This window comes from Phenylobacterium sp. (assembly GCF_030693805.1).
Taxonomy (GTDB): Bacteria; Pseudomonadota; Alphaproteobacteria; order Caulobacterales; family Caulobacteraceae; genus Phenylobacterium.
The window spans coordinates 15212-37928 of sequence record NZ_JAUXZW010000002.1 but is presented as its reverse complement, the minus strand read 5'-3'; the positions used below and the strand labels follow the sequence as shown (position 1 = coordinate 37928).

At 68.7% G+C, this 22717-nt stretch carries 28 protein-coding genes; 12 read left to right on the top strand and 16 right to left on the bottom strand.

From position 1 onward, the window contains the following. Window positions 1-127 precede the first annotated feature (127 nt). Window positions 128-1480: an MFS transporter gene (locus Q8M88_RS00285; protein ID WP_305593916.1), complete on the top strand. Its 1353-nt coding sequence runs from the start codon at window positions 128-130 to the stop codon at window positions 1478-1480. Between the two features lie 10 nt (window positions 1481-1490). Here the strand turns inward: Q8M88_RS00285 and Q8M88_RS00280 are convergent, their stop codons facing one another. Next, window positions 1491-2234 carry an SDR family NAD(P)-dependent oxidoreductase gene (locus Q8M88_RS00280; RefSeq protein WP_305593914.1) on the bottom strand — a complete coding sequence of 248 codons (744 nt, stop codon included), beginning with the start codon at window positions 2232-2234 and terminating at the stop codon, window positions 1491-1493. Window positions 2235-2353: 119 nt separating this feature from the next. Between Q8M88_RS00280 and Q8M88_RS00275 the strand changes: the two genes are divergently transcribed. Then, window positions 2354-4090 (top strand): M20/M25/M40 family metallo-hydrolase, encoded by a 1737-nt coding sequence (locus Q8M88_RS00275; protein ID WP_305593912.1) that lies wholly within the window; start codon window positions 2354-2356, stop codon window positions 4088-4090. Here the strand turns inward: Q8M88_RS00275 and Q8M88_RS00270 are convergent. Beyond that, on the bottom strand, window positions 4081-5061 hold the full coding sequence (locus tag Q8M88_RS00270; RefSeq protein ID WP_305593910.1) for an NADPH:quinone oxidoreductase family protein: 981 nt from the start codon (window positions 5059-5061) through the stop codon (window positions 4081-4083). The genes Q8M88_RS00275 and Q8M88_RS00270 overlap by 10 nt on opposite strands. A gap of 97 nt (window positions 5062-5158) precedes the next feature. Beyond that, complete coding sequence (locus Q8M88_RS00265) at window positions 5159-5443, bottom strand: hypothetical protein (protein WP_305593909.1); 285 nt, start codon at window positions 5441-5443, stop codon at window positions 5159-5161. 132 nt (window positions 5444-5575) lie between these two features. Between Q8M88_RS00265 and Q8M88_RS00260 the strand changes: the two genes are divergently transcribed. Then, the gene (locus Q8M88_RS00260) at window positions 5576-6697 is read left to right on the top strand and encodes an NADP-dependent oxidoreductase (RefSeq protein ID WP_305593907.1); all 1122 of its coding nucleotides are present in this window, start codon (window positions 5576-5578) and stop codon (window positions 6695-6697) included. A gap of 52 nt (window positions 6698-6749) precedes the next feature. Here the strand turns inward: Q8M88_RS00260 and Q8M88_RS00255 are convergent, their stop codons facing one another. The 5 genes from Q8M88_RS00255 to Q8M88_RS00235 all read right to left on the bottom strand — a co-directional run bounded on the left by Q8M88_RS00255 (window position 6750) and on the right by Q8M88_RS00235 (window position 9497). Beyond that, window positions 6750-7319, bottom strand: a complete 570-nt coding sequence (locus Q8M88_RS00255; RefSeq protein WP_305593905.1) for an OmpA family protein — start codon at window positions 7317-7319, stop codon at window positions 6750-6752. A gap of 158 nt (window positions 7320-7477) precedes the next feature. After that, window positions 7478-8221: a hypothetical protein gene (locus Q8M88_RS00250; protein WP_305593903.1), complete on the bottom strand. Its 744-nt coding sequence runs from the start codon at window positions 8219-8221 to the stop codon at window positions 7478-7480. Between the two features lie 149 nt (window positions 8222-8370). Beyond that, complete coding sequence (locus Q8M88_RS00245; protein ID WP_305593901.1) at window positions 8371-8730, bottom strand: SgcJ/EcaC family oxidoreductase; 360 nt, start codon at window positions 8728-8730, stop codon at window positions 8371-8373. Between the two features lie 34 nt (window positions 8731-8764). Beyond that, window positions 8765-9142, bottom strand: a complete 378-nt coding sequence (locus Q8M88_RS00240) for a GFA family protein (RefSeq protein ID WP_305593899.1) — start codon at window positions 9140-9142, stop codon at window positions 8765-8767. Between the two features lie 145 nt (window positions 9143-9287). Continuing rightward, window positions 9288-9497 carry a hypothetical protein gene (locus Q8M88_RS00235; RefSeq protein ID WP_305593897.1) on the bottom strand — a complete coding sequence of 70 codons (210 nt, stop codon included), beginning with the start codon at window positions 9495-9497 and terminating at the stop codon, window positions 9288-9290. Between the two features lie 166 nt (window positions 9498-9663). Between Q8M88_RS00235 and Q8M88_RS00230 the strand changes: the two genes are divergently transcribed. Beyond that, window positions 9664-11142 (top strand): multidrug effflux MFS transporter, encoded by a 1479-nt coding sequence (locus Q8M88_RS00230; RefSeq protein WP_305593895.1) that lies wholly within the window; start codon window positions 9664-9666, stop codon window positions 11140-11142. 4 nt (window positions 11143-11146) lie between these two features. Here Q8M88_RS00230 and Q8M88_RS00225 read toward each other — a convergent pair whose 3' ends face one another. From Q8M88_RS00225 to Q8M88_RS00205, 5 genes are all read right to left on the bottom strand, one after another. Continuing rightward, the gene (locus Q8M88_RS00225) at window positions 11147-12631 is read right to left on the bottom strand and encodes an AMP-binding protein (protein ID WP_305593893.1); all 1485 of its coding nucleotides are present in this window, start codon (window positions 12629-12631) and stop codon (window positions 11147-11149) included. Between the two features lie 25 nt (window positions 12632-12656). After that, window positions 12657-13718, bottom strand: a complete 1062-nt coding sequence (locus tag Q8M88_RS00220) for an amidohydrolase (RefSeq protein WP_305593891.1) — start codon at window positions 13716-13718, stop codon at window positions 12657-12659. A 39-nt stretch (window positions 13719-13757) separates the two neighbouring features. Then, on the bottom strand, window positions 13758-14774 hold the full coding sequence (locus tag Q8M88_RS00215) for an NAD(P)-dependent alcohol dehydrogenase (protein WP_305593889.1): 1017 nt from the start codon (window positions 14772-14774) through the stop codon (window positions 13758-13760). 86 nt (window positions 14775-14860) lie between these two features. Then, complete coding sequence (locus tag Q8M88_RS00210) at window positions 14861-15979, bottom strand: CaiB/BaiF CoA-transferase family protein (protein WP_305593887.1); 1119 nt, start codon at window positions 15977-15979, stop codon at window positions 14861-14863. Window positions 15980-16047: 68 nt separating this feature from the next. Then, entirely contained in the window at window positions 16048-16926 is an 879-nt protein-coding gene (locus Q8M88_RS00205; RefSeq protein ID WP_305593885.1) for an alpha/beta hydrolase, read from the bottom strand. A gap of 302 nt (window positions 16927-17228) precedes the next feature. On the opposite strand from Q8M88_RS00205, the gene Q8M88_RS00200 reads away from it, so the two are divergent. From Q8M88_RS00200 to Q8M88_RS00185, 4 genes are all read left to right on the top strand, one after another. Next, window positions 17229-17438 carry a cold-shock protein gene (locus Q8M88_RS00200; RefSeq protein WP_305593883.1) on the top strand — a complete coding sequence of 70 codons (210 nt, stop codon included), beginning with the start codon at window positions 17229-17231 and terminating at the stop codon, window positions 17436-17438. 87 nt (window positions 17439-17525) lie between these two features. After that, window positions 17526-17885 carry a DUF6481 family protein gene (locus tag Q8M88_RS00195; RefSeq protein WP_305593881.1) on the top strand — a complete coding sequence of 120 codons (360 nt, stop codon included), beginning with the start codon at window positions 17526-17528 and terminating at the stop codon, window positions 17883-17885. 23 nt (window positions 17886-17908) lie between these two features. Beyond that, window positions 17909-18070, top strand: a complete 162-nt coding sequence (locus Q8M88_RS00190) for a hypothetical protein (RefSeq protein WP_305593879.1) — start codon at window positions 17909-17911, stop codon at window positions 18068-18070. A gap of 9 nt (window positions 18071-18079) precedes the next feature. After that, window positions 18080-18340, top strand: coding sequence for a hypothetical protein (locus Q8M88_RS00185; RefSeq protein WP_305593877.1), 261 nt, complete (start codon window positions 18080-18082; stop codon window positions 18338-18340). A 22-nt stretch (window positions 18341-18362) separates the two neighbouring features. Here Q8M88_RS00185 and pth2 read toward each other — a convergent pair whose 3' ends face one another. Further along, window positions 18363-18704, bottom strand: a complete 342-nt coding sequence (gene pth2, locus Q8M88_RS00180) for an aminoacyl-tRNA hydrolase (RefSeq protein WP_305593876.1) — start codon at window positions 18702-18704, stop codon at window positions 18363-18365. Between the two features lie 110 nt (window positions 18705-18814). Between pth2 and Q8M88_RS00175 the strand changes: the two genes are divergently transcribed. The 3 genes from Q8M88_RS00175 to Q8M88_RS00165 are packed head-to-tail and all read left to right on the top strand — an operon-like array spanning window position 18815 to window position 20711. Then, entirely contained in the window at window positions 18815-19336 is a 522-nt protein-coding gene (locus Q8M88_RS00175; RefSeq protein ID WP_305593875.1) for a GFA family protein, read from the top strand. A gap of 40 nt (window positions 19337-19376) precedes the next feature. Then, window positions 19377-20036 carry an alpha/beta hydrolase gene (locus tag Q8M88_RS00170; protein WP_305593874.1) on the top strand — a complete coding sequence of 220 codons (660 nt, stop codon included), beginning with the start codon at window positions 19377-19379 and terminating at the stop codon, window positions 20034-20036. A 3-nt stretch (window positions 20037-20039) separates the two neighbouring features. Beyond that, window positions 20040-20711 (top strand): spermidine synthase, encoded by a 672-nt coding sequence (locus Q8M88_RS00165; RefSeq protein ID WP_305593872.1) that lies wholly within the window; start codon window positions 20040-20042, stop codon window positions 20709-20711. Here the strand turns inward: Q8M88_RS00165 and phnD are convergent. Beyond that, window positions 20708-21709, bottom strand: coding sequence for a phosphate/phosphite/phosphonate ABC transporter substrate-binding protein (gene phnD / locus Q8M88_RS00160; protein ID WP_305593870.1), 1002 nt, complete (start codon window positions 21707-21709; stop codon window positions 20708-20710). The genes Q8M88_RS00165 and phnD overlap by 4 nt on opposite strands. A 136-nt stretch (window positions 21710-21845) precedes the next feature. On the opposite strand from phnD, the gene Q8M88_RS00155 reads away from it, so the two are divergent. Beyond that, on the top strand, window positions 21846-22130 hold the full coding sequence (locus tag Q8M88_RS00155) for a hypothetical protein (protein WP_305593868.1): 285 nt from the start codon (window positions 21846-21848) through the stop codon (window positions 22128-22130). Between the two features lies 1 nt (window position 22131). Here Q8M88_RS00155 and Q8M88_RS00150 read toward each other — a convergent pair whose 3' ends face one another. After that, the gene (locus Q8M88_RS00150) at window positions 22132-22623 is read right to left on the bottom strand and encodes a group 1 truncated hemoglobin (RefSeq protein WP_305593867.1); all 492 of its coding nucleotides are present in this window, start codon (window positions 22621-22623) and stop codon (window positions 22132-22134) included. Window positions 22624-22717 lie beyond the last annotated feature (94 nt).

The following is a 22717-nucleotide window of genomic DNA, read 5'->3' as shown; positions in this document are numbered from 1 at the left end:
CCCGGATCGACGTCTCGCAGGCCATGATCCTCGTCGCCATGGGCGGAAACCTGCTACGCCGGACCACCCACCCGTGAGTTTCCAAACGGACTCTAAGGCAAAAAATAAAAGTCGGGGAGATGTCCGGATGACTCATGAGGTCCGAGCCGCACCGCGCGCCGCCAGCATGCGCAGCGCCTGGTACGCGGTGATCCTGCTTCTGCTGCTCTACTGCATGTCGTTCATCGACCGGCTGATCCTGTCGTTGCTGGCCCCGGCGCTTTCGGCCGCGTTTCAGATCTCCGACGTCAAGCTTGGCGTGTTGTTCGGCATGGGCTTTGGCGTGGTCTACGGACTGACTGGCCTGCCTCTCGCCCATCTGATCGACAAGAGCAACCGCGTGCGCATGGTCACATTCGGCGTGCTGCTGTGGAGCGTCTGCACCATCGGCTCGGCCTTTGCGCCCAACTACACCGCCCTGGTGATCCTGCGCGCCGGCGTCGCGGTCGGCGAAGCCGTGCTCTCTCCGGCGGCCATCTCGATCATCGCCGACCTGTTCCCGCGCGAGAAACGCAGCGCGCCGACGACCGCCTACATGGCCGTCAGCACCTTCATGGGCGCCGGCGCCTTCGTGATCGGCGGCGCGGCGTTGGACCTTGGCACGCACCTGTCAGCCGCGCTGGGCATGGAGCCCTGGCGGCTGGCGCTGGTGTTCGTGGGCCTCCCCGGGATCGCGATGGGCCTGCTGTTCTATTCGACGGTCCGCGAGCCGGTCCGCGCGCCTGCCCCGGCCAACGAGCAGTTCAGCACGGCGGGCCAGGCCATCGGCTATGTCGCCAAGGAGTTCGGCCTGTACGGCTACGTCTATCTGGCCGCCGCCATGCTGACGATGACCGGCTTCGCCGCCTCGGCCTGGGCGCCGACCCTGATGGTGCGCACCCATGGCCTGACGCCGGCGCATGCGGGCTACCTTTACGGCACGGTCGGTCTGGTCACGGGGCTGATCGGCGCGGTCCTCTGGCCGGTCCTGGTAGAGGCCTGGAGCCGCAAGGGCCGCAAGGACGCCCTGATCATCGCCTTCACCATCGGCATCACCGGCTACTGGATCTGCGCGGCGACGCTGGCGCTCACGCCGTCGATCGTGGTGATGCTGGCGGCGGTCGGCGCGGCGACGTTCTTCACCACTGCCGGCGCCGTGCTGATCCCGATGATCTTCCAGAACGTCACGCCCGGGCGCATGCGCGGGCGGGTGATGGCAGGCTACCTGATGGCCAACAACCTGGTCGGCTTCACCATCGGCCCGCCGCTCGCGGCCTGGATCGCCGAGCGGTTCTTCACCGGACCGCACGCGATCGGCTACGGCATGGCCGCCATCGCCCTGGTCGGCGGACCAATCGCCAGCGTCGCCGTGTGGATGACCCGCAAGGCCTATCTGCGCGCGCTGGTGACGGCGGAGGCCCGCGAACGAGCCGCCGACGAGGCTCTGCTGGCGGCGCGCTGAGCCGCGAAGTTCAGCGCCCGACGATCGAGAGCCCGCCGTCCACCACGATCGTATGACCGCACATGTAGGCGGCCAGCGGCGACGCCAGGAACAGAGCCGCCCCGGCCAGTTCGTCCGGCGTGCCGGCGCGGCGCAGTGGGATGCCCTTTAGGATGGTCTCCATACGCTGGGGGTCCTGGGTGGTCACCGCCGTCATCTTCGTCTCGACCAGGCCCGGCGCGATGCCATTCACGCGGATGCCCTCCCGCGCCCAGGCTTCGCCCAGGGTCTTGGTCAGGCTGATAGCGCCGGCCTTGGACGCGGCGTAGGCCGGATTGCCCCGGTTCGACCAATAGCCGGATACCGAAGAGATGGTGATCAGCGCCCCCTTGGCCTGGGACAGCATCGCGCGGAACTTGTTTGCGCAGTGCATCAGGCTATCGAGATTGACTGACATTACCTTGTCCCACCCCTCGGGCTCGAACTCCGCGCGCTGATACAGCACCGCGCCCTGGCAAAGGACCAGCACGTCCAGCGTGTCGAACGCCGGCTGCACAGCATCCACGGCGGCGCGCACACCAACGTCGACGCCGGTGTACGACAGCCCGTCAAGGTTGGAGCCCGCATCCCCGGCGTAGTCGGCGGCGCTGGGCCGGGTCCCCCAGACATGCACGTCGGCGCCGCGCGTGTTGAAGGCCTGGGCGATGCCATTGCCGATACCGCTTGAGCCGCCGACCACCAGCACCGTCTTACCGGTGAAATCCGTATCCGACATTGTGAGCTCCCTTGAGTGACCGCCCGGCGGGCTTGCCCGCTCGACGCAGGGGCGTCAAATCGCGCGCCGCTTGCCGACATCGGATCCAGCGTCCAGCGTCCCGACATGGTCCGAGTTGCATGAGCCTCAGGCGCTGGACGTGGTTCGCAGTCGCGCTGGCCCTCGCGGCCGGACTGGCGTTCGCGGCGTCGCAAACGCCACGGCCGCTCTCGCCCGACGCCCCGGCTAACGTCTACTCCGCCGGCCGCGCCATGCGCGACATCCGCGAGATCGCGCAACGGCCCCATCCAGTCGGGTCGACAGAGCACGCCAGGGTGAAGGCTTATCTGCTCGCTCGGATGCGCGCACTCGGCCTCGTTCCCATCACCCAGGTCGGTCCGCTGTCTCGGGCTTCAGCCGTGCGCCTGGGCGCCATGGGCGGCGACGAGCGGGCGCGCGAGATCACCAATCTGATCGGCGTCCTGCCAGGTCGCGACCCGGCTGCCAGGGCGGTGGTGCTCATGGCCCACTACGACACCACGCCAAGCTCACCAGGCGCCGCCGATGATTCCACCGGCGTCGCCGCGGCGCTGGAGGCGGCGCGCGCGATCCAGGCTCGAGGGCCGGCCCTGCGCCCGCTGATCGTGCTGCTCACCGACGCCGAAGAGATCGATCTGGACGGCGCGCGGCTGTTCTTCGGCGCGCACCCCCTGCGCGGCGCCGTCGGCGCGGTGGTCAACCTGGAGGCGCGAGGCGGCGGCGGGCGGGCGCTGATGTTCGAGACCGGGCCGGGAAACGCCCAGATGGTCGCCCTGTTCGCGCGAGCGGCGGCCCGCGCCCAGGGCGGCCCGAGCAGCAATTCCCTGGCTGTCTTCGTCTATCGGCACATGCCCAACGGCACTGACTTCACGCTTCCGAAGGATGCTGGAACGCCCGGCGTGAACCTCGCCTTCCTGGGGCGGCCCGGCCAGTACCATACGTCCAGCGCCACGCCGCAGGCGCTTGACCAGGGCAGCGTGCAGCACATCGGCGGCCTGGCCCTGGAGACCGCTGACGCCTTGTTACGGGCGCCTTCGCTTCCGCAGCCGACGCGAGATGTGGTCTACGCCGACGTCTTCGGCCGGGCGCTCCTCGCCTACCCACCGGCGATGGGATGGCTTGTGCTCGGCGCAGCGTTCGCACTGACAGCATTCGCCGCGTCGCGGAGCGGCCTGCCGGTCCGCGCGGCGCTGTCCGACATTGGCCGTGGCGCGCTCGATGGCGTCTGGTTCGTCTGCGCCGCCCTGGTGATGCTGCCAGCGGTGGGGCTGATCGCCGGGCGGACGGCGAGCGGTTCCGAGGGCTATTTCACGGCTTTGGCGCACCTCGGCTGGATGGAGGCCGCCGCGGGCCTCATACTCGTCTGTCTCGCCGTGGTCATGGCCGGCGGTCGCGGACGCCTGGGGCGGACCGGGCCGGTCCTGGCGATGGTCGTCTCGGCCGGCCTGACGCATGCCGCGGGGCGGCTGGACCCGGTCGTCGCCGCCGCCTTGATGGTCGCCGTCGGCCTCAGCCTGTTTCCAGGCCTGGCCCCCAGGACGGCGCGCGGCGCGGGCCTGGGACTGATCGGGCTGGGCCTCGCGCTCACGGCCGCCGCCCAGGCCGCGGCGCCGGAGACCGCCTTCCTGTTCGCCTGGCCGACGCTGATCGCCGCCGCCAGCCTCGCCTGGCGATCGCGATGGCCCGCGCTGCTCGCGACGATCGTCGGCGGCGGTTGGCTGGGCGTGCAGTCGCACGGGCTGTTCCTGGGCGTTGGAGCCGACATGCCGGGCGTGCTGGCGATCACCGGCCTGCTGACGATGATGCTCGCCCGGCCGCTGGTCGACCCTCAGTCCTGAGCGATACGCACAACGGTCTTGGCCATGCCCGATCCGCTGAACGCGAATTCGAGCGCCTCGCGATACTCTTCGAACGCGAAGACCCTTCCCACCGGCGGGTTCAGCGTGCCGTCGCCGAGCCACCGCTGGATATCGGCGAAATTGGTCGCCGCCGCCTCGGGTTCGTTCAGTAGGAACTGACGCAGGTCGACGCCAACGAGCGCCGCGCCCTTGAGCAGGGTCAGGTTCGACTTCAGCGCCGGAATCGGTCCGCCGACGAAGCCCACGACCAGATGGCGCCCGTTCCAGGCGAGCGAGCGGAAGGCCGGATCGAACAGCGGCCCACACACCGGATCGAAGATCACGTCCGGGCCCTTGCCGTCGGTCGCTTCCTTTAGGCGGTCACGCCAGCCCTCGACCTCCGTGTCGATCGCCACGGACGCGCCCTGGGCCAGGGCGAATTCGCGTTTGGCGGGGGTGGAGGCCGCGGCGACCACCCGTGCGCCCATGGCGCGGGCCATCTGTACGGCGGCGACGCCTGTCCCGCCTGCGGCCCCGAACACCAGCACGGTCTCGCCCGCCGCCAGCCGCGCACGGTTGCGGAACGCCAACAGCGCGGTCTCGTAATTGACGCGCACGCCGGCCGCCTGATCGAAGCTGAGCCCCGAAGGCATGGCGTCAACGCGCTCGCGCGCCACAACCACGAATTCGGCGAAGGCCCCGCCGGAGGTCGCCATCACATGGTCGCCAGGCTTCACGTCGGTGACGCCGGCTCCGACCTGGTCAACCACGCCGGAAAACTCGTTGCCGGGGGTGTAGGGCAGCGGCGGTTTGACCTGATATTTGCCCAGCGCGCGCAGCGCCTCGACGTAGCCCACGCCACAGGCGGCCACGCGGATGCGCACTTCGCCCACGCCGGCTTGCGGAAGCGGCGCATCGACCATCGCGTAGTCGTCGAGGGAGTCTAGCGCGTGGGCCTGGACGATCTTCATCGGATGAACTCCTCGGGCGCGCCCGGAGCGCGCGCTCAGGTCATCGGCAAATCGAGGCGCGTGCGCAAGGTGGTTTCGACCGCGCAGGCGAGTGCTGTCAGGCTGCCTGGGCGGCCGCGGCGGGTCCGAACCCCGGACGCCAGCGGATGCAGTCTGGCGCCGAGAGATCGACGTCGAACTGACGCTCGTGCGCCGCCTCGAAATTGTGCTTTGGCGGGGCCAACGTTTTCCAGGCCTTGGCCACCGCCCAATAGGCTGGCTTCAGCACTTCGGGGGTTCCGCGCGACACGCCGTTCAGGCCGAACTGGCGGCGCAGGCGGCCGTTCACATAGAACACGCCGTTGGTCATCATCGAGCGCGGGGTGGAGAACTCCACCGACACCGAGACGTTACGCGCCGAAACGAATTTCCGCGACGCCGCACCTTTGCTATCGCGCCCGCTCGCCAAACACAGGGTCGCGCTTGGCCCAGGACGTCGGCTAACCAGTCCCTGTCTCACTGAACGGAGCGCCACATGCCTGACACGTACCGCAAATGGGTGCTCGATCGGCCGATGGTCGACGATGTCCTGACGCCCGACCAATTCGCGCTGAAGGAGGCGCCCATCCCTGAGCTCGAGGCCGGCCAGGCGCTGATCCGAGTGAAGCTGATCAACATCCACTCGGCCACCCGCGCGCGCATCGCCAATGGCGCGACCAAGCCCGGAGACACCGACTATTCCAACTACGCCTGCGCCGAAGTGTTGAAGTCGCGGGACAAGACCTTCAAGGAAGGCGACGTGATCGCCTGTCAGGCGGGCTGGCAGGATCATCAGGTAGTCAGCAGCGAGAGCGCCTCGGTCGGCTACGGCGCGCCCAGCGAACTGGTCAAGGCGCTGAACGGCGCCAACTCCCAGTGGAACTACGTCTTCCGCCCGGCGATGGTGAAGGCTTGGCCTTCCGACGTGCTGATGGAGATGTTCGGCACATCCGGCATGACCGCCTATTTCGGTTTGCGCGAGTGCGGGCCTATCACTCCTGGCGACGCCGTGGCGGTGGCCGGGGCCAGCGGGTCGGTGGGCTCGATCGCCGTGCAGCTCGCCAAGGCCGCGGGGGCCTATGTGGTCGGGTTCGCAGGCGGCGTGGACCGGTGCCGCTGGGTGGTGGAGACGCTGGGCGCGGACCAGTGCCTGGATTACCGGGCGGATGATTTCGCGGCGCAGCTCGCAACGGCCTTTCCCAACGGGATCGACGTGTTCTCGGATGGCGTCGGCGGACAGCTGACCGAGACCGTGATGGCGGAGATGAATCCGTTCAGCCGGCTGTTCTCGTTCGGCGGGGCCGCAGCCTTCTACGCCGACAGATTGGCGGCTCCCGCGGCGCAGCGGCCGTCGCTGCGGCGCAACTTCGGCATCTCCGAGACCGTCGAGGCGGCGCTCAAGGCCAAGCGCATGCGCTCGGAGTGCTGGATCGTCGACGAATTCTACGACGAGCGCCTGAAGGCGGAGGGCGACCTGTCGCGGCTGATGCGCCGGGGCGTGGTCAAGCCAGTGAACACCGTCGTGGACGGCTTCGAGAACCTGCCCAGCGCCATCGTCGGCCTCTATGCGAACCCCCGCGCCGGCAAGCTGCAGGTGCGGTTCGAGCCTGAAGCCTAGGCCTGCGCGACGGCCCGCAGCCTCCGAAGAGGCTGCGGGCTCGCGTGTCCTCTTAGGACAGGACGATCAGCACGACCCGGCGATTGGCCTGGCGGCCAGCCCGGTTGGTGTTCGGCGCCACCGGCGCGTCCGCGCCGTAGGAGATGGTGCCGATGCGGTTCAGCGGCACGCCCTGCAGGTTCAGGTAGCGGCGCACGGCCTCGGCCCGCTCGGCGCCCAGGCGGTAGTTGCCCTCCTTGGAGCCGCTGGCGTCGGTGTGGCCCTGGACCTCGACGTAGACGTTCTTGTTCTCGGTCTTCAGCTTGCTGGCGAAGGCGTCGAGCCTGGCCTGGGTCTCGGGCGAGAGGTTCGCCTTGGAGGCGGGGAACTTCAGGCTGTCGTCGGACAGGACCATCGAATAGACGAACTTGCCCTCGGCCAGCTTGCCCGCCGCATCGGCCCGTTCCATCGCCTGACGCGTCGAGGCGTCGAGGCCGGCGAGGCGCGCGTCGTGGTCAGCGACCCTGGTGGATACGACGCCGACCTGCTCGTTGACGTATTTCTTGGTGGCGCAGCCTCCCAGGCTGACAACACCCAATAACATCGCCCCCGCGATCATTACGTTCGACCCACGCTGGATCATGCAAGTTCCTCCGTCCCGGTTATGAACCGCCGTTAAGTTTTGGAGCCCGACTCCATCGTGTTCGAAAACGGCGGTTTGTGGGCGCGCCTATGCTTTTAAGCAGGCGGAGTTGGGCGCCGATGTCAGTTTGCGCACGACCGGGCGCCCCTTATGACGCGTCAGGGTGATACGGCGCCGCGGGCGAACAACAGATCGGTCCAGCGCCACCGATCGGATCCCAGCACGACGCGCGCCGCGCCCGGCGAGTCGTCCAGCGAGATCATCACCAGGCCCCGCACCGGCTCGGCGCGACAGGCTTCGGGCGCGAACCCGACCTCCCACATGATCACCTCGCGGACCGCCGCCAGCCCGTTCCCCTCCTGGCCGCGGTGGCGCACCCAGTCGCCGTTCCAGACGTTCAGCGCCTTGCCGCGATGAGCGCCGGCGACCGCGTTGCGGACTAGCGGATCCTTGCGCAGCGCCGTCTGCAGCAGCCGCACCATGTTGCAGGCGCGACCTGCCCCGCCCGACCCCGCAGTCTCTGCGGAGGCGACCTGCGCATCGCTCATCTCGTCATCGCCGTCCGCGCTCGGGCCGTCGCCAGCCTGTAGCGGGACGACGTCCGGCGGGGGCGGCAGAGGCGTCTGGCGGAAGATCGGGCGGGGCGGCGGCGGCTTGACCGGCTTGGGCCTGGGTGGATCGTCGGGCTTCACGGGATCGGCCATCGGCTTCAGGTCCACCAGCGCCACCACCATCGGCTCCGGCTCGGGCGGCGGCGGGGTTTCGGTGCGGCCATAGACCAGAGCCATCAGCACCATCAGATGCCAGGCGACGCTGACCACCGCGGTCAGCGCGTAGCGGCGCCGGACCGACGCAAGACGCGTGGAGCGGATCTGAGGCGGCCCATGGCCGAGGTCGTTCACCAGGAAGCGTCCCAACTGGCGTTTCTGCCCGAGGTCCCGGCAAGATCATGCGCCCGCGTCAGGATCGTGGCGCCCGGCGCGACTGCTGGCCGTAACTGGCGCCAGAGTCTAGTTGAGGCCCTAATCTGCGCTCGCGGGCGCGCGTCGGGTCAGCCGACCGATCCGTGGTGGCTGGCGATGCGCCATCCGTCGGGCGTGCGCACGTGGGTCTGGCTGAAGCGGATGTCGCGGGGATCGGCGCCCTCTGCGCCGGCGGCGCCGATCATCGCCACGTTCACGGCGTCCTCGCCCAGGGGCATCAGCGTCACGTCACGAAACACCATGCTGGGTTTGACCCGCGTGGGCATGGCGCTGAAGTAGGCGCGCGCGCCGTCCTGGCCACGGTACAGCCCACCACTGCCGCCGAAGAACAGGGCGTCAGGCGTGTACAGCGCCGCGAGCGCGGCCGGGTCCTGCCGGCCATAGGCCTCGACCCACTTGGCGAGCGTCGCTTCGATCTCGGATCGCATGTGTTCCTCCTGGCCGGCTGCTCCGGCTCTTGCGTCAGGCGATGTGGGCTTCGCCGCCCGGCGTTTCCAGATACGCCCAGGTCTTGTCGCCGTCGAACTGGCGTATGCGCACCTTCGTCCAATCCAGTCCGTCGATCATCCGGGCGTTGATCGCCATCCTCGGTTGGACGCTCAGGCTCTGCCAGTGTGTGACGCATCCGCATCGCCGGCATCGGTGGAAGGCCAGCATCCGGTCGCCCCACACATAGGGATGCGTCGAGCCCACCTGGGCGACGCTGACCTCGGATGGCGTGTAGTATGCCCAACGCGCGCCCAGTCGGCGGCAAACGGAGCAGTTGCACTCCGTGACCTCCGTGGGCGCCTGCGGCACCGTCAGGTGCACCGCGCCGCAGTGACAGGTGACCTCCGTCATCGTCTTCTCCTGCGTCATGCAGGTTAGGGACAAGAACGAAAGCCTGTCCAGCCGCTCACGCGAGCGCGTCCAGGAGACCATGTCCGCAGAAGGCGGGAATTCGAACTGCGGCGGTATCGACACCGCCCTCTGAGGCGGCGCGCGCCTAGTGGAGGCGAAGTTCGGCCAGAAGCCGCCGGCTGAGCGCTTCGGCGAGCTGGCGCGCGTTGTCACGCTGGTCGCTCGCGGCCTGCTTGTTTGCGGCGACGCTGCGCAAGCGACGCATGGTGTCGAGATAGGCGCGCGTCGGACCCAGACGCTCGGCGTTGATGGCGGCCTCGGCGTCTCGAAACGCTGCTTCTTCGTCTTCGCTCACGCGACCTCCGTCGAGTCGTTGATGCTCTGTTCCGCCCCGGGTTTGATCCAAAGCGGCACGGTTTGGTGTGACGTGCTGAAGCTTCAGCAATTCGCGCGCCGCCCTTCCCACTCATCCCATACGATCGAAGTAGGAGTTTTGACGCAGGCGACTGACTGACGTGCGAATGAGACGCAATCAGGGCGCCGGACAGTCCACGATCACCATTGCAGGCGGGACGAAGCGGGAGGCCCAGGCGGCTTCGAAATCGCGCCGGAAGCGGAACGGCTCAGCGAGTGCGAGCAGCGATAAGGCGCGTGTGTTCATCAATGGCTTATGGCGCATCGCGCCGGCCGCTATAGTCTCGACCGGCCGGCCCGTGTCGGCGCCCCATCAGCCCACAGGACACCGTCATGGCCAAGCCGCGCCACCTGACCGCCGTGCGCCCGCTTTGAGCGCGGCCGGGGCCCAGCGCGGATCCTCTGCCGCCGGATTGATCCTGATGCTGGGACTGCTGACGGCGCTCGGGCCGCTGGCGATCGACATGTACCTTCCGGCCCTGCCGCAGATCGCGACGGACCTGCACACCGACATCGGCGCCACGCAGCGGACCATGGCGGTGTTCTTCCTGGGAATGGGCGCGGGCCAGCTTATCTACGGGCCGCTGTCCGACCGAATCGGAAGGCGCGCGCCGCTGCTGGGGGGCATAGCGGTCTATGTGATCGCCTCGGCCGGCTGCGCCATGGCCACCTCGATCGAGATGCTGACGGCGATGCGGCTGTTGCAGGCGCTCGGCGGCTGCGTCGGCGTGGTGGTGCCCCGCGCGGTGGTCCGCGACCGCTACGAGCCGCAGGATTCCATGCGCATCTTCTCTTTGCTGATGCTGGTGATGGGTATCTCGCCGATCCTCGCGCCGCTGCTGGGCGGGCTGATCCTGCTGGGCGGCGGCTGGCGCTCCATCTTCTGGCTGCTCGCCGGCATGGGTGCGGTGCTGGGCGTGATCACCGCGTTCCTGCTGAAGGAGTCGCGTCCCGAGGCGGCGGCGACGCTGGCGCGGGCCGATAATCCCTTGCGCAGCTACCGCATCCTGCTGGGCGAACGGCGGGTGATGGGCTTCGTCCTGGCCGGCGCCGTCTCCGGCGCCGCGACGAGCGTCTATGTGACGGCCTCGCCGGCCCTGGTGATCGGAACCTACGGCGTCTCGCCCCAGGCGTTCGGCTGGGTGTTCGGCCTGAACGGCATCGGGTTGATCGGCGCCAGCCAGATCAACGCCCGACTGGCGAAGCGCTATCCGCCCGGCTTCGTGCTGAAGATCGCCAACCGCGCCAGCCTGGCCATCTGTCTGGTCATGCTGCTCAACGCCGTCACTGGGTTCGGCGGCATGTGGGGCGTGATGGTCCCCCTGTTCTTCGTCGTCGCCAGCCTGGGCTTCAACCAGCCGAATGCGCTGGCCGGCGGCATGGCCCATGACCCGCTGCGCGCAGGATCGGTGTCCGCGCTGATGGGCGCTTTCCACTTCGGGATCGGCGCGATCAACACCACCCTGGTGAGCATCGCGACGTGGAGCGCGCCGATCTCCATGGGCGCGGCGATGAGCGCCACGCTGCTGATCGCGGTCGCCATCTTCGCAGCGACCCGGCCCGACCGGCCGAACCGGTCGGGGTGAGGCGCTAGCCTGGAGCCTTCTCGCGTGCGTCGGCGATCCGCTCGGCGCGAAGCTGCGAACGGCGCACCTTGCCGGCGTCGTCCTTCAGCGCATGCGTCACGAGTTCGAAGCTGCGCGGGCGCTTGTAGCTGACCAGTCGTGAGGCGATGTGGGCGTGTAGGTCCTCGGCGCTGACGTCGCCCTTGGTCTGCACGATGGCGTGGATCAGGTTGCCCATGTCGTCGTCGGGCAGGCCGATCACGCAGCTCGAGCCCACGGCCGGATGCTCGTCGAGCACGGCTTCGATCTCCGCCGGATAGACGTTGGAGCCGCCGACCAGGATCATGTCGCCGCGCCGGTCGGCGAGGAACAGGTAGCCGTCCTCGTCCAGGTAGCCCATGTCGCCCATGGTCTCCCAGCCGCCCTCGGTTTGTACGGTCTGGGCCCCGCGGTAGAAATAGCTGGGTGGCGCGCCGACGCCGCGGCGGGCGTAGATCTCGCCCACCTCCCCTGCCGGAAGAGTCTCTCCGTTTTCGCCGACGATCTTCATCTCGCCGAAGATCGGCACGCCGGCCGAGCGCGGCTTGGCCAGCCATTCGCGCCCGGAGATCACCGTCGCGCAGATCGCCTCGGTGGTGCCGAACAGCTCCCAGATCACGTCCGGGCCGATCCAGTCGAGCCAGGCCTCTTTCAGCCACGGCGGACAGGGCGCGGCGGTGTGCCAGACCGTGCGCAGCTTGGAGATGTCGTAGCGGTTGCGGACCTCGTCCGGCAGCCGCCAGATGCGGTTCATCATCGTCGGCACCAGGTAGAGCCAGGTGGCGCCGCGCTCCTCGACCTCCTTCAGCACCGCCTCGGCGTCGAACTTCGGCATCAGGATCATGTGCGCGCCGCGCATCATCGACAGGGCGGCGGAACCGAACGGGGCGTTGTGGTAGAGCGGCCCCGGCATGATGGCGATGTCGTCGGGCTGCACGTTCCAGTGGCCGTTGAAGGTCGGCGTGTAGACGCCCGGGGTGCTGGCCATGATCAGCTTCGGCCTACCCGTCGAGCCGCCGGACGTCGGCGCCTTCCAGGACGGGGCGATGGCGTCAGGCAGCGGGGCCGCATCCTGAGTGGACGCGAGTAGTTCGTCGACGGTGTAGCCCGGCGCGTCGCCGGTCGCCGCGCCGGGCTCGCACAGCACGAAGGACGACTGCGCCAACTCGACGATCGCCGTCAGTTCGGCGATCGGCAGGCGCCAGGACACCGGCTGCGGCGTCGCGCCGAGTTTCCAGCAGGCGGCGGCGGCGACCATGAAGTCGACGCTGTTGGCGAGCGCGATCGACAGCAGATCTCCCTGGCCGAGCCCCTTGGCCTGGAAGGCGCGCGCCAGTCGGTTGCTGCGGGCGTCCACCTCGCGGCGCGACAAGGTCACGGCGCCCATGCTGATCATCGCGGCGTCGGGGTCGGCCTGTGCAAGCTGATGGAGGCGGGCGCCGAGGGACAGCGGGGCATCGGACATGGTCATGCGCTCCTAGTCAGGCCGTTGCGGATCACGCGGTCGCCGCAGAGAGGTCGAGACTATAGACGCGGGCGGCGGTCCCGCTGAACAGGGCGGTCTTCTCCTGGGCCGAGGCGCCGGCGGCTAGACGCTTGAAGGCGTTCCACAGCAGGCCGTAGCTGCAGGAGAACTTGTCGACCGGGAAGTTGCTCTCGAACATCGCGCGGTCGGCTCCGAACAATTCGATGCAGGGCTCCACATAGGGCCGCCAGGCGTCGGCGAGTTCCTGCGACGACGGCGGCTTCGGCCCCTCGTGGAAATCGAAGCCTGAAAGCTCCATCGCCAGGCCGCCCAGTTTCACCGAGACGTTGGGCTGGCGCGCCACCGCCTCGACGCCCTTGCGCCACACCGCATAGGCCTCGTCCCGCTTGCCGGCGTAGCGTCCCGTTCCCACCGGCCCGCCGACGTGATCCAGGATGATCTGGGTGTCCGGGAAGGCCTCGGCGAGGTCGGCCACGTCCTGGATCTGCGGATGGTAGAGCCAGGTGTCCAGGGTCAGGCCGAGCGGCGCGAGACAGGCTATGCCCTCGCGGACGGTCGGATCGTACAGCAGACCCTCGGTGTACAGGCGGGCCGTGCTGCGGATGGCCGGGTCCGCATCCCATGGACTCGAGAACCGCACGCCCTTGAAGCGGCCTTGACCGGCTTCGATGTGGGCGTGCAACGCCTCGGCCACCGCCGCGCCGTCACGCATCTCCACGCGGCTGAAGATCCCGGCGCAGAGCAATACGCCGCCATAGGCGCCGGCCTCCGCCTCTCGCGCGACCTGGGCGGCGAATTCCGTCTCGCCGACCGAGCGCAAGCCTTCAGGCCCGTCGGTGCGATAGCCCTCGGTGCAGTCGGCGAACACCGTGGCGACCACCCTGTGGCCTTCGCCGATGTCGGCCGCGAGTTCGGCCCCCAGATACGGCCCCCTGGGCGGACCCCAGAGGTGATGGTGCGCATCGACGATCGGCAGGCCGGGCTCGAGGATCTCCTCGGCGCCGCTGGCCAGCCAGGCGGGATCAGCAGTGGGGTGCAGGGCGGCCGGCGAACCGGCTGGGGTGGACGCCATGGCGTGTCGCCTCCTGTGAAATTCGGAGTGTCGGCGCGCTCAGGGGAACGAGATCGCCACCTTGCCGAAATGCTGGCCCGTCTCGAGGCGGACGAAGGCGTCCTTCGCCCGCTCGAACGGGAAGATCTGATCTATCACCGGCTTCATGCCGTGCAGGCCGATCGCCTTGGCCATCGCCTTCAGATCCTCGCTGGAGCCGACGGTGACGCCCTGGATGTTCTGTTGCTGCATGACGATCAACGGCAGGCGCACCTCGCCCTGCGGCGGCCCGGCCAGCACCCCGATCAGCGCCATCGTGCCGCCGATGCGGGTGGCGCGGATCGACTCGTTCAGCGTGCCCGCGCCGCCGACTTCGACCACCAGGTCGACGCCGCGGTCGTTGGTCAGTTCGCGGACCTTCATGCCCCACTTCGGCGTCGTGCGGTAATTGATGGTGTCGTCCGCGCCGAGCGCTTTCAGGCGTTCGATCTTCTCGTCGCTGGAACTGGTGGCGATCACCCGCGCTCCGGCGAGCTTGGCGAACTGCAGGGCGAACAGCGACACTCCGCCCGTCCCCTGGGTGAGCACCACGTCGCCCGGCTTGGCCGGGCTGAAGTTCATAACCGCGCTCCAGGCGGTGACGCCGGCGCACGGCAGCGATGCGGCCTCCTCGTCGGTCAGGTGATCCGGCGTGCGCGTCAGGTTGTCCTGCCGAAAGACTCGGTATTCGCAGAGCACGCCGTCGGCCATGCCGCCCAGGGCGCTCGCGAACTTCTCCTGGCTGGGCGGGCCGCCCTGCCAGGTCTCGAAGAAGCCGCCGATCACTCGGTCGCCGACGGCGAAACCCATGACGCCGGGCCCAAGCGCCTCGACTACGCCTGCGCCGTCGGACAGCGGGATCACCGGCGACTTCTGGCGTGAACCGTAGCCGCCCTTGAGGATCAGCAGGTCGCGGTAGTTCAGCGTCGCGGCCTTTATGCGCACCAGCACCTCGCCTGGGCCAGCCACCGGCATGGGCTTGTCGACGAGTTGCAGCCCGTCCAGGCCGCTCGTCGACTGCAGTTCGTATGCCTTCATGCAGGCGTCCTCCAACTGTTCACGGCCGGCGCTCTCGGCGGCGCCGGCCGCTCGCCCAATCTAGGGCGCGTTCTTCAGGCCCAGCGTCAATTCGCCAGCGCCGGCGCCGCGACGCCCCAGTCGCTGAACACCTCGGCGTTGTGCGCGCCGGTGGCCGGCGGCGGACCCTGCACGGCGCTGGGGGTGCGCGAGAAGCGGGGGGCCACGTTCGGTTGGATCACGCCGGCGATCTCGACGAAGGCCTCGCGGTCCTTGTTGTGCGCATGCTTCGGCGCCTCGTCGAAGCTGAGGACCGGCGCGAAGCAGACGTCGGAGCCTTCCATCACTGCGCACCATTCGTCCCGGGTCTTGGTCTTGAACAGCGTCGTCAGGCGGCCGGCGAGGCCCGTCCAACCCTCGCGCTCGAGTTGGCGGGTGAAATCCGGATCGCCGGTGAGCCCGGTCTTCTCAAGCAGCAGGGCGTAGAACTGGGGTTCGATCGAGGCGATCGAGACGTAGCCGCCATCCTTACACTCATAGGCGCCGTAGAAGTGCGCGCCGCCGTCGAGCAGGTTGGACGCGCGCTGGTCGGTCCAGGCGCCGGACGCGCGCATCCCGAAGAACATCGCCGCCAGCGATGCCGCGCCTTCGGACATGGCGCAGTCGATCACCTGGCCTTGACCCGATTTGGAGGCCTCGAACAGGGCTGCGCAGACGCCCATGGCGAGATACAGCGCGCCGCCGCCGAAATCGCCGACCAGGTTCAGCGGCGGCGGCGGCGGACGGTCCGCCGGGCCCATCGCCAGCAAGGCGCCGGTGATGGAGACGTAGTTGATGTCGTGGCCGGCGGCCTGCGACAACGCGCCGGTCTGACCCCAGCCGGTCATCCGGCCATAGACCAGCTTCGGATTGCGCTTCAGGGCAACGTCTGGGCCAAGGCCCAAGCGTTCCATCACGCCTGGCCGGAAGCCCTCGATCAGGGCGTCGGCCGCGCCGATCAGGCCGAGCGCGGTTTCGATGTCCGCCGGGTTCTTCAGGTCGAGCGACACGGACCGGCGACCGCGCGAGGTCACGGCGAAGCGAGGATCGGCCTCACCACTCTTGGCCGGACGGTCGATGCGCACGACATCCGCGCCCATGTCCGACAGCAGCATGGCGCAGAACGGCCCAGGCCCGATGCCGGCGAACTCTACGATCCGAACGCCCTTGAGCGGTCCCGTGGCCATCGTCGTCTCCCGTTGACTGTTGTGGCCGCTGTCTCGCCCGCCCTCTCGAGCCTGTCAATTTTGCGCATTCATGCGGTGACGCGCAGTGCGGGTCCAACGGCCGCCATGAGGAATCGGCTCGCGTCGTCCAGCACCCGCAGCCGCAGCCTGAGCGGCGGGACCAGGGCCAGGACCAGCTCTGAGTGGCCGGCGCCGGGGTACAGCTTCTCCTCGACGGTTACGCCGACCGCGCGCAGCCGCGCGCCCAGGCGCGTGACGTTGCCGGGACTGACCAGCCTGTCCTTGTCGCCGGACGCCAGGAAGGCGGGGGGATCGCCGGGCGCCACATAGCTGATCGGTTGCGTAGCGGGCAGGTCCTTGGCGCCGCCGAAGGTGCGCCGGGCCGGGCCATCCTCAAGCGGCAGGAAATCATACGGGCCCGAGAGCCCGGCCCAGGCCGCGACCGCGCCGGGCGCGCCGGCCTGCTCCAGCCACCGGCGGTCGAGCGCCAGCATAGCGGCGTTATAGGCGCCGGCCGAGTGGCCGACGAGCACGATGCGCTGGGGATCGCCGCCGTAGGCGCGGGCGTGATTGCGCGCCCAGGCCACCGCCGCCGCGCAGTCCTCCAGGAAGGCTGGATATGGCGCTTCCCCGGTCAGCCGATAGTTGGGCACCAGGGTGACGAACCCCTTGGCGGCGAACGCCCGGCCGGCGAAGGCGTAATCCTCCTTGCGCCCGCCCTCCCATGAACCGCCGAAGAAGAACACCAGCACCGGGGCGTCATGGGCCTTCGCCGGGACATAGATATCCAGACGACGGCTTGGGCCGACGCCGTAGGCCACGTCGCGCACGCTCGGCCGCACGCCTCGGTCTCTGGGGGTGAGGGCGTTGAAGGCGCGCAAAGGGGTGCAGGCCTGGGCCAGCAACGCCGGGATCGTCAGCAGCAGATTCCGACGCACGTTCGACATGGCGAGATCCTCTCCTCACCGACAATACGGTCGGACCCCGCGGTTGGACGCGCCCGATCATCAGGGTTCGTTCAGGCCCTATAAACCCAGAAAACGCCTGAGCCTTTGAATTCGTTGAGAATGCTTTCGATGGCGCCATCCCGCGTTCCATGCGATGATGAGCCATCAATTTTCGAATTGGCTTCGGTCGCTCTCTACGCTTGTTCTTCGGATCGAGCTCCGAGCCTACCAAGATCATCCGACAATTTGATCTCACGCCTCACCCGGAGGCGCGCGAACACTTGCATCTGAAAGTCACTCACATGGCCACTGGCACCGTGAAATGGTTCAACTCCACCAAGGGCTTCGGCTTCATCCAGCCCGATGATGGCGGCCAGGACGTTTTCGTCCACATCTCCGCCGTCGAACGCTCGGGCCTGGGCTCGCTCAATGAAGGCCAGAAGCTCCGCTTCGAGCTCGAGCGCGATCAGCGCAGCGGCAAGATGTCGGCCGGCCAACTGCAAGCCGGCTAAGATAAGGCCCATCGGTTCGCCGATGGATCTGAGGAGGGGCCGCCTGCGAAGGCGGCCCCTCTTCGGCATTCCCCCCATGGAGATTCTGTGAACGACACGCTGAACACCGGCTTTGCCGAACGTCTGAAGACCGCAGCCGCCGCCAAGCAGGCGTTGCTGGCCAAATTCCGTCCCACCCCGGCTCAGGCCGACCCATTGCATGCCGAACGCGACGCATTGCGCGCCGCCGAGCAGGCCAAGATCCGCGAAGCCCACGCCGAGGCCAAGGCCGCCAAGAAGCAGGCCGCCGCCGAGGCGCAGGAAGCGATCGCCCAGGCTCAGGCCGAGGCCGAAGCGCTTGCGTTGGACGCCGTGCGTGGCGCACGCAAGGAGCGCAAGGCGCTCTCGAACGCCGAAGCGAAAGCCAAACGCGACGCCAAATACGCCGCGCGCAAGGCGCGCAGATAATCGATCCTTCGAGGATTTAGACCATGGCCAAAAAGCCCAACTACCAGTTCGAGCGCATCGAACGCGATCGCCAGAAGGCCGCGAAACTCGCGGAGAAGGCGGCCGCCAAGCGCAGCAGTCGCGAGGCGGCGGCGTCGGACACGGACGCGGACGCCTCGGACACCACACCCAAGCCCGCGGATTGATACGACACCATGCAGAATAGCGCCCGCTACACGCAGGAAACGGTCCTGCTCGACGGCGAGGCCTTCGACGGCTGCGAGTTCACCGATTGCCGGCTGGTCTACGCCGGCGGCGACGCGCCCAGCTTCACCGACTGTCGCTTCAACGATTGCGAGTGGAAGTTCGAGGACGCTGCGGCCCGCACCCTGGGCTACCTGAAGCTGATCTGGAGCGCCGGCGCCAAGGCCGCCGTGCAGTCCACCATCAAAGACATCACCGTCGCCGCCCGCTAGGGCGTGCTCCGGCGCGCTTAGCTCACCTCACTAACTTCAGCGTGCTGGTCAGCGCGTCGACGTCGGCGACAGGACCGGGCCCGATCCCGACGCAGGTCGCGGTTCCGGCCTCGACCACCGTGCGGCCGGCGTCACGCACCAGCATGGTGGCGAGGCCTGCGTCCTCAGCCGCCTGCGCCAGCGCCAGCAAGTCTTCCGCCGATGCGCAGCGCAGCACGATCTTCGGCATGCCGGCCTCGAGCCAGCCCACCTGGTGCTCGCGATCGGCGTGCAGGAATGCGCCCACAGCAGCATGGGCGACCTGGGCCGCCATCTTGCCCGCCGGGAGGTTCAGCGCCTGGTTGACGACGATCACCTGCTTCATGCGCCTCCACATGCCTGAGCTTGCGCCCTGACGCGAGACCGGCCGCCACGCGCGTAGACGCGGCGGCGATTTCGGCGTGGGATCGTCTCTGCACGAAATCGAGGCGCCAAATGGCCAAGCTTCCCCGCCCTGACAAAGCCGCCGCCTTGCCGAAGGTCGGAAAATCCCCGTCCGTGCAGTCGAAGGGGCGTTGCGTATGCGGCGCGGTCGAGCTGGAGATCGACGTGCCGGCCGTCTGGTCGTGGCACGATCACTCCCAAGCCAGCCGCCACGCCCAGGGCTGCGCCTATCCCACCTATGTCGGCAGCTGGCGCAGCCGCTTCCGCATCCTCAAGGGCGAGGCGCAGATCACCCGCTTCGAGGACCCCGAGGAAGGCACCGCGCGCAGCTTCTGCGCCCGTTGCGGCACGCCGCTGATCTATGAACGGCCGCGCTCGCCGCGAATGGTCAACATCCCGCGCGCCCTGTTCACCACCCGTACGGGCCGCGAGCCGCGCTACCACATGTACCTGCACGAGCAGGCGGATTGGATCTACCTGGGCGAGCCGCTGTCGCCGTTGAAGGGCTATCCCGGCGTCATGCGCGAACGCCCGCGCCGCAGAAAGCCGCGCGACCTGGAACCCATGTTCTGACGCTTGACCGGCGCGCCCGCGTCCCGCACCAGCTTTCGTCATGACCGACATTCCGACGCTCACCGGGCCGATCGTCCTTCCCGCCTCCGGCGGCGCTCCCAAGGCGATGGTCATCCTGTTGCATGGCTACGGGTCGAACGGCGCCGACCTGATCGGCCTGGCGCCCTACTGGCGCGACGCCTTGCCCGACGTCGTCTTCCTGTCGCCGAACGCGCCGCAGCCCTGCCCCGGCGCACCGGGCGGCTATCAGTGGTGGTCGCTCACCGACTTCAGCCCGGCGGCCCGCGCCGCGGGCGTGCGCGCGGCCGCCCCCGTGGTCGACGCCTATATCGACGCGCAGCTCGCCCGCTATAGCCTCGGCGAGGATCGGCTAGTGCTGATCGGCTTCAGCCAGGGCACGATGATGTCGCTGCACGTCGCGCCGCGCCGCGAGCGCACGCTGGCCGGCGTCATCGGCTATTCCGGCATGCTGGCTGACGCGCAGAGCCTGGGCGCGGAGGTGAAGTCCAAACCGCCGGTCCTGCTGGTCCACGGCGACGCCGATCCGATGCTGCCGGTGGCGTCGCTCTACGAAGCGGAGGCCGTGCTGACCCCCCTGGGCTTCGACGTCACCACCCACGTGTCGCCGAGGCTTGGCCACAGCATCGACGAGGCCGGCCTGCAGATCGGCCAGCAGTTCCTGCAGCACGTGCTGACCTAGGTCGTGATCCCCTGGGTCCATCTTGACACCGCCGTGATGCGCGGCGGCGGCGGCGAGCTGAAGCTCATGCGCCGCGGCGCCGAGTTCTCGATCATGTCGGGCGCCATCGAGCTGATGAACAGCCGGGTCAGCGGGTCCGAGGAAGCGCTGGCGACGCTGACCTGCGCACGGATCGGCGATCGCCCCGCGCCCCATCTGCTGATCGGCGGCTTCGGCATGGGGTTCACTCTGCGGGCCGCCCTGGACGTCCTACCGGGCGACGCAAGCGTGACCTTGAGCGAGCTGGTTCCTGAGGTGATCGCCTGGGGCCGAGGCCCGATGGCGCACATCTCCGGGCCGTGCCTCGAGGACCCGCGCCTCAGCGTGATCGAGGGCGACGTCGGCGCCCTGATCCGCTCGGCCGATGCGGCCTACGACGCGATCCTGCTGGATGTCGACAACGGCCCAGGGGGCCTCAGCCGCAGGGGCAATGACCGGCTCTATGACCGGCCCGGGCTCGCCGCCGCCCGTCGGGCGTTGCGACCGGACGGAATCCTCGCGGTCTGGTCCTCGGCGCCCGATGCAGCGTTCAACCGACGGCTCGGCGACGCGGGCTTCAGTTTCGAGGAGACGCAGGTGCGCGCCAGCGCCCGGCGGCGCGGCGCCCGGCACACGATCTGGCTCGCCCGCGCCTAGCTTGCCGGAGCAGCGGCGCGCTCGGCCTTCACCGCGTCCAGCGCCGCCTGGGCCTGGGCGACGGCGGCCGCGTCACCCTTCTTGCGCGCGACCAGCAGTTGCTCGGTGGCCTCCATCTCGCGCACCGGCAGCAGGTGGCTGTCGTTCGCCCGCTTGAACGGCAGGGTCTGGATGCGCGCCAAGATTGTTCGCTGGCGCGCTGCTTCCGGCGTGTCGCCGACCCCGTAGGCGAAGATGAAGTCGGCGACCTTGGCCTTGATCTTCGGGTCCAGGTCCTTGCGCCAGACCATCGGGTCCTCGGGAATACGCGGCGAGCGCCAGATGATCTCGACATTATGGATCGTGCGCTTGGCGAGGCCGGTGTCGAGCATCGCCATACGGTCCATCGAGGCGGTGTTGTTGGTCGCCGCCGTCAGCACGCCGTTACCCACCGCGAACAGGTTGGCTTCGTGGTTGGCCGACTTCACGGTCCGGAAGCAGGTCGCGGGGTCAATCCCGCGCGGCGCGAACAGATAGGTCATCGGCGCCAGGGTGCCGGAGGTGGACTTCGCGTCGCCCATGCCGAAGTCGATCGTCTTGTCGCACTTCAGCAGCTTGTCGAGGGTGACGCCGCCGCCCTTGCGCACGATGATCACGCCCTCGTAGCCATCGACGCCGGTGGGATTGACCGAGCGGGCGAACACCTCCCCTCCCGACCGGCGCACGGCCTCAAGTCCGGACTGGTTGGTGAACCAGCCGAGGTCGGTCTGCTTGAACCGCATGGCCTCGATCAGGGTCGTGTAGTTGCTGCCGAAAAACGGCCGCACGGTTAGGCCCGTGGCCTTGGACATCTCGTCGAGGAAGGGCCGCCAGTCGCCCTCCGCCGACTGCTGGCTCTCGGCCGAGATGATCGAGAAGTTGAGCACGGTCTTGGCGGGCGGCTGGGCGGGCTTCGAGCAGGCGGCGAGCGATCCGACCACCGCCAGCAGGGCGGCGGCGATGACGATGCGACGGTTCATGACGACTCCTGGCGGGCGGCGCAGCTTATGCTGCGCGCCGCCGGCGAACATGCGCGGCCATGAAATATTTACAGGCCTCCGCGCGGCCTTGAATGCGGCGGCGGGTTGTCGTCTCTGGCGGCAAGGGAGGCGGACCATGGCCAGCGGCTGGATGATCGGGGTGATGGTGGAGTTGGCGGGCGAGCCGGCGCCATTGCGTCACTTCTTCGCCGTCGGCCACGAGGACCGCGCCAAGGCCGAATGGACGGCGATCGATCAGGCGATGCTGGCGGGCGGCGTCGCGGTGAGCCCGGTCGGAGGGCTGGAGCCCGTGCATGTGGTCAGCGAGCTTTCGGCCGGCACGGTGAAGTCCCTGGCCCTGAAACCCGGCGAGGTGCGGCCGCTGGGCTGGAAGTGGCCCCGCCGCTGGATCACCCTCTAGCTCAGCGTTCGACCACGTCGCCCTGCATCTGCGCGAGTCTCGCCAACAGTCGGTTCTGCACGCGAGACGGAACGCCTTCCTTGGTCATCGCCGCCTGCAGGTTCTCGACGCCGGCGTGGAAGTCGGCGGCGGTGACGCCCTGGTCCATGTGCGTGGTCGTCATGTCGCGTCCCGTGTTGGCGCACGGCCCGCCCAGCAGGTAGCAGACCTGTTCCTTCAGGGTGCGCCGCAGCCGGACCAGATCGGTGGCCTTGAAAATCTCCGAGATCCTGGGGTCGGCGACCATGCGGGTGACGAAATCGTCGACGATGCGGCTGATCCCGGCTTCGCCGTGGAACGCCTCGAACATCCTCTGGCCGGCGATCGGCGCCGCGCCGGCGTCGGACACCACATGAGGATCGACCGCGTTCTCGCCGGTTCCAGGCGTCGGCTGGGCCAGGGCTGACGTGGCCAGCGCGCTGGCGGCCAGGGCGATCAGCATCATCGGCTTCATGTCAGAACCCCGCTTGCAGAGAGATGTGGAGGCCGCGCTGGTCCCTGAACGCGTCCACGGATCGCAACGGACAGGCGGGCCCAAGACGGCGCCC

Bases quoted from the DNA above. Each gene is read 5' to 3' on its own strand.
- Q8M88_RS00285 (WP_305593916.1), top strand. From the start codon at position 128: ATGACTCATGAGGTCCGAGCCGCACCGCGCGCCGCCAGCATGCGCAGC.
- Q8M88_RS00280 (WP_305593914.1), bottom strand. From the start codon at position 2,234: ATGTCGGATACGGATTTCACCGGTAAGACGGTGCTGGTGGTCGGCGGC.
- Q8M88_RS00275 (WP_305593912.1), top strand. From the start codon at position 2,354: ATGAGCCTCAGGCGCTGGACGTGGTTCGCAGTCGCGCTGGCCCTCGCG.
- Q8M88_RS00270 (WP_305593910.1), bottom strand. From the start codon at position 5,061: ATGAAGATCGTCCAGGCCCACGCGCTAGACTCCCTCGACGACTACGCG.
- Q8M88_RS00260 (WP_305593907.1), top strand. From the start codon at position 5,576: ATGCCTGACACGTACCGCAAATGGGTGCTCGATCGGCCGATGGTCGAC.
- Q8M88_RS00255 (WP_305593905.1), bottom strand. From the start codon at position 7,319: ATGATCCAGCGTGGGTCGAACGTAATGATCGCGGGGGCGATGTTATTG.
- Q8M88_RS00245 (WP_305593901.1), bottom strand. From the start codon at position 8,730: ATGCGATCCGAGATCGAAGCGACGCTCGCCAAGTGGGTCGAGGCCTAT.
- Q8M88_RS00240 (WP_305593899.1), bottom strand. From the start codon at position 9,142: ATGACGGAGGTCACCTGTCACTGCGGCGCGGTGCACCTGACGGTGCCG.
- Q8M88_RS00230 (WP_305593895.1), top strand. From the start codon at position 9,664: ATGAGACGCAATCAGGGCGCCGGACAGTCCACGATCACCATTGCAGGC.
- Q8M88_RS00225 (WP_305593893.1), bottom strand. From the start codon at position 12,631: ATGACCATGTCCGATGCCCCGCTGTCCCTCGGCGCCCGCCTCCATCAG.
- Q8M88_RS00220 (WP_305593891.1), bottom strand. From the start codon at position 13,718: ATGGCGTCCACCCCAGCCGGTTCGCCGGCCGCCCTGCACCCCACTGCT.
- Q8M88_RS00215 (WP_305593889.1), bottom strand. From the start codon at position 14,774: ATGAAGGCATACGAACTGCAGTCGACGAGCGGCCTGGACGGGCTGCAA.
- Q8M88_RS00210 (WP_305593887.1), bottom strand. From the start codon at position 15,979: ATGGCCACGGGACCGCTCAAGGGCGTTCGGATCGTAGAGTTCGCCGGC.
- Q8M88_RS00205 (WP_305593885.1), bottom strand. From the start codon at position 16,926: ATGTCGAACGTGCGTCGGAATCTGCTGCTGACGATCCCGGCGTTGCTG.
- Q8M88_RS00200 (WP_305593883.1), top strand. From the start codon at position 17,229: ATGGCCACTGGCACCGTGAAATGGTTCAACTCCACCAAGGGCTTCGGC.
- Q8M88_RS00190 (WP_305593879.1), top strand. From the start codon at position 17,909: ATGGCCAAAAAGCCCAACTACCAGTTCGAGCGCATCGAACGCGATCGC.
- Q8M88_RS00185 (WP_305593877.1), top strand. From the start codon at position 18,080: ATGCAGAATAGCGCCCGCTACACGCAGGAAACGGTCCTGCTCGACGGC.
- pth2 (WP_305593876.1), bottom strand. From the start codon at position 18,704: ATGAAGCAGGTGATCGTCGTCAACCAGGCGCTGAACCTCCCGGCGGGC.
- Q8M88_RS00175 (WP_305593875.1), top strand. From the start codon at position 18,815: ATGGCCAAGCTTCCCCGCCCTGACAAAGCCGCCGCCTTGCCGAAGGTC.
- Q8M88_RS00170 (WP_305593874.1), top strand. From the start codon at position 19,377: ATGACCGACATTCCGACGCTCACCGGGCCGATCGTCCTTCCCGCCTCC.
- phnD (WP_305593870.1), bottom strand. From the start codon at position 21,709: ATGAACCGTCGCATCGTCATCGCCGCCGCCCTGCTGGCGGTGGTCGGA.
- Q8M88_RS00155 (WP_305593868.1), top strand. From the start codon at position 21,846: ATGGCCAGCGGCTGGATGATCGGGGTGATGGTGGAGTTGGCGGGCGAG.
- Q8M88_RS00150 (WP_305593867.1), bottom strand. From the start codon at position 22,623: ATGAAGCCGATGATGCTGATCGCCCTGGCCGCCAGCGCGCTGGCCACG.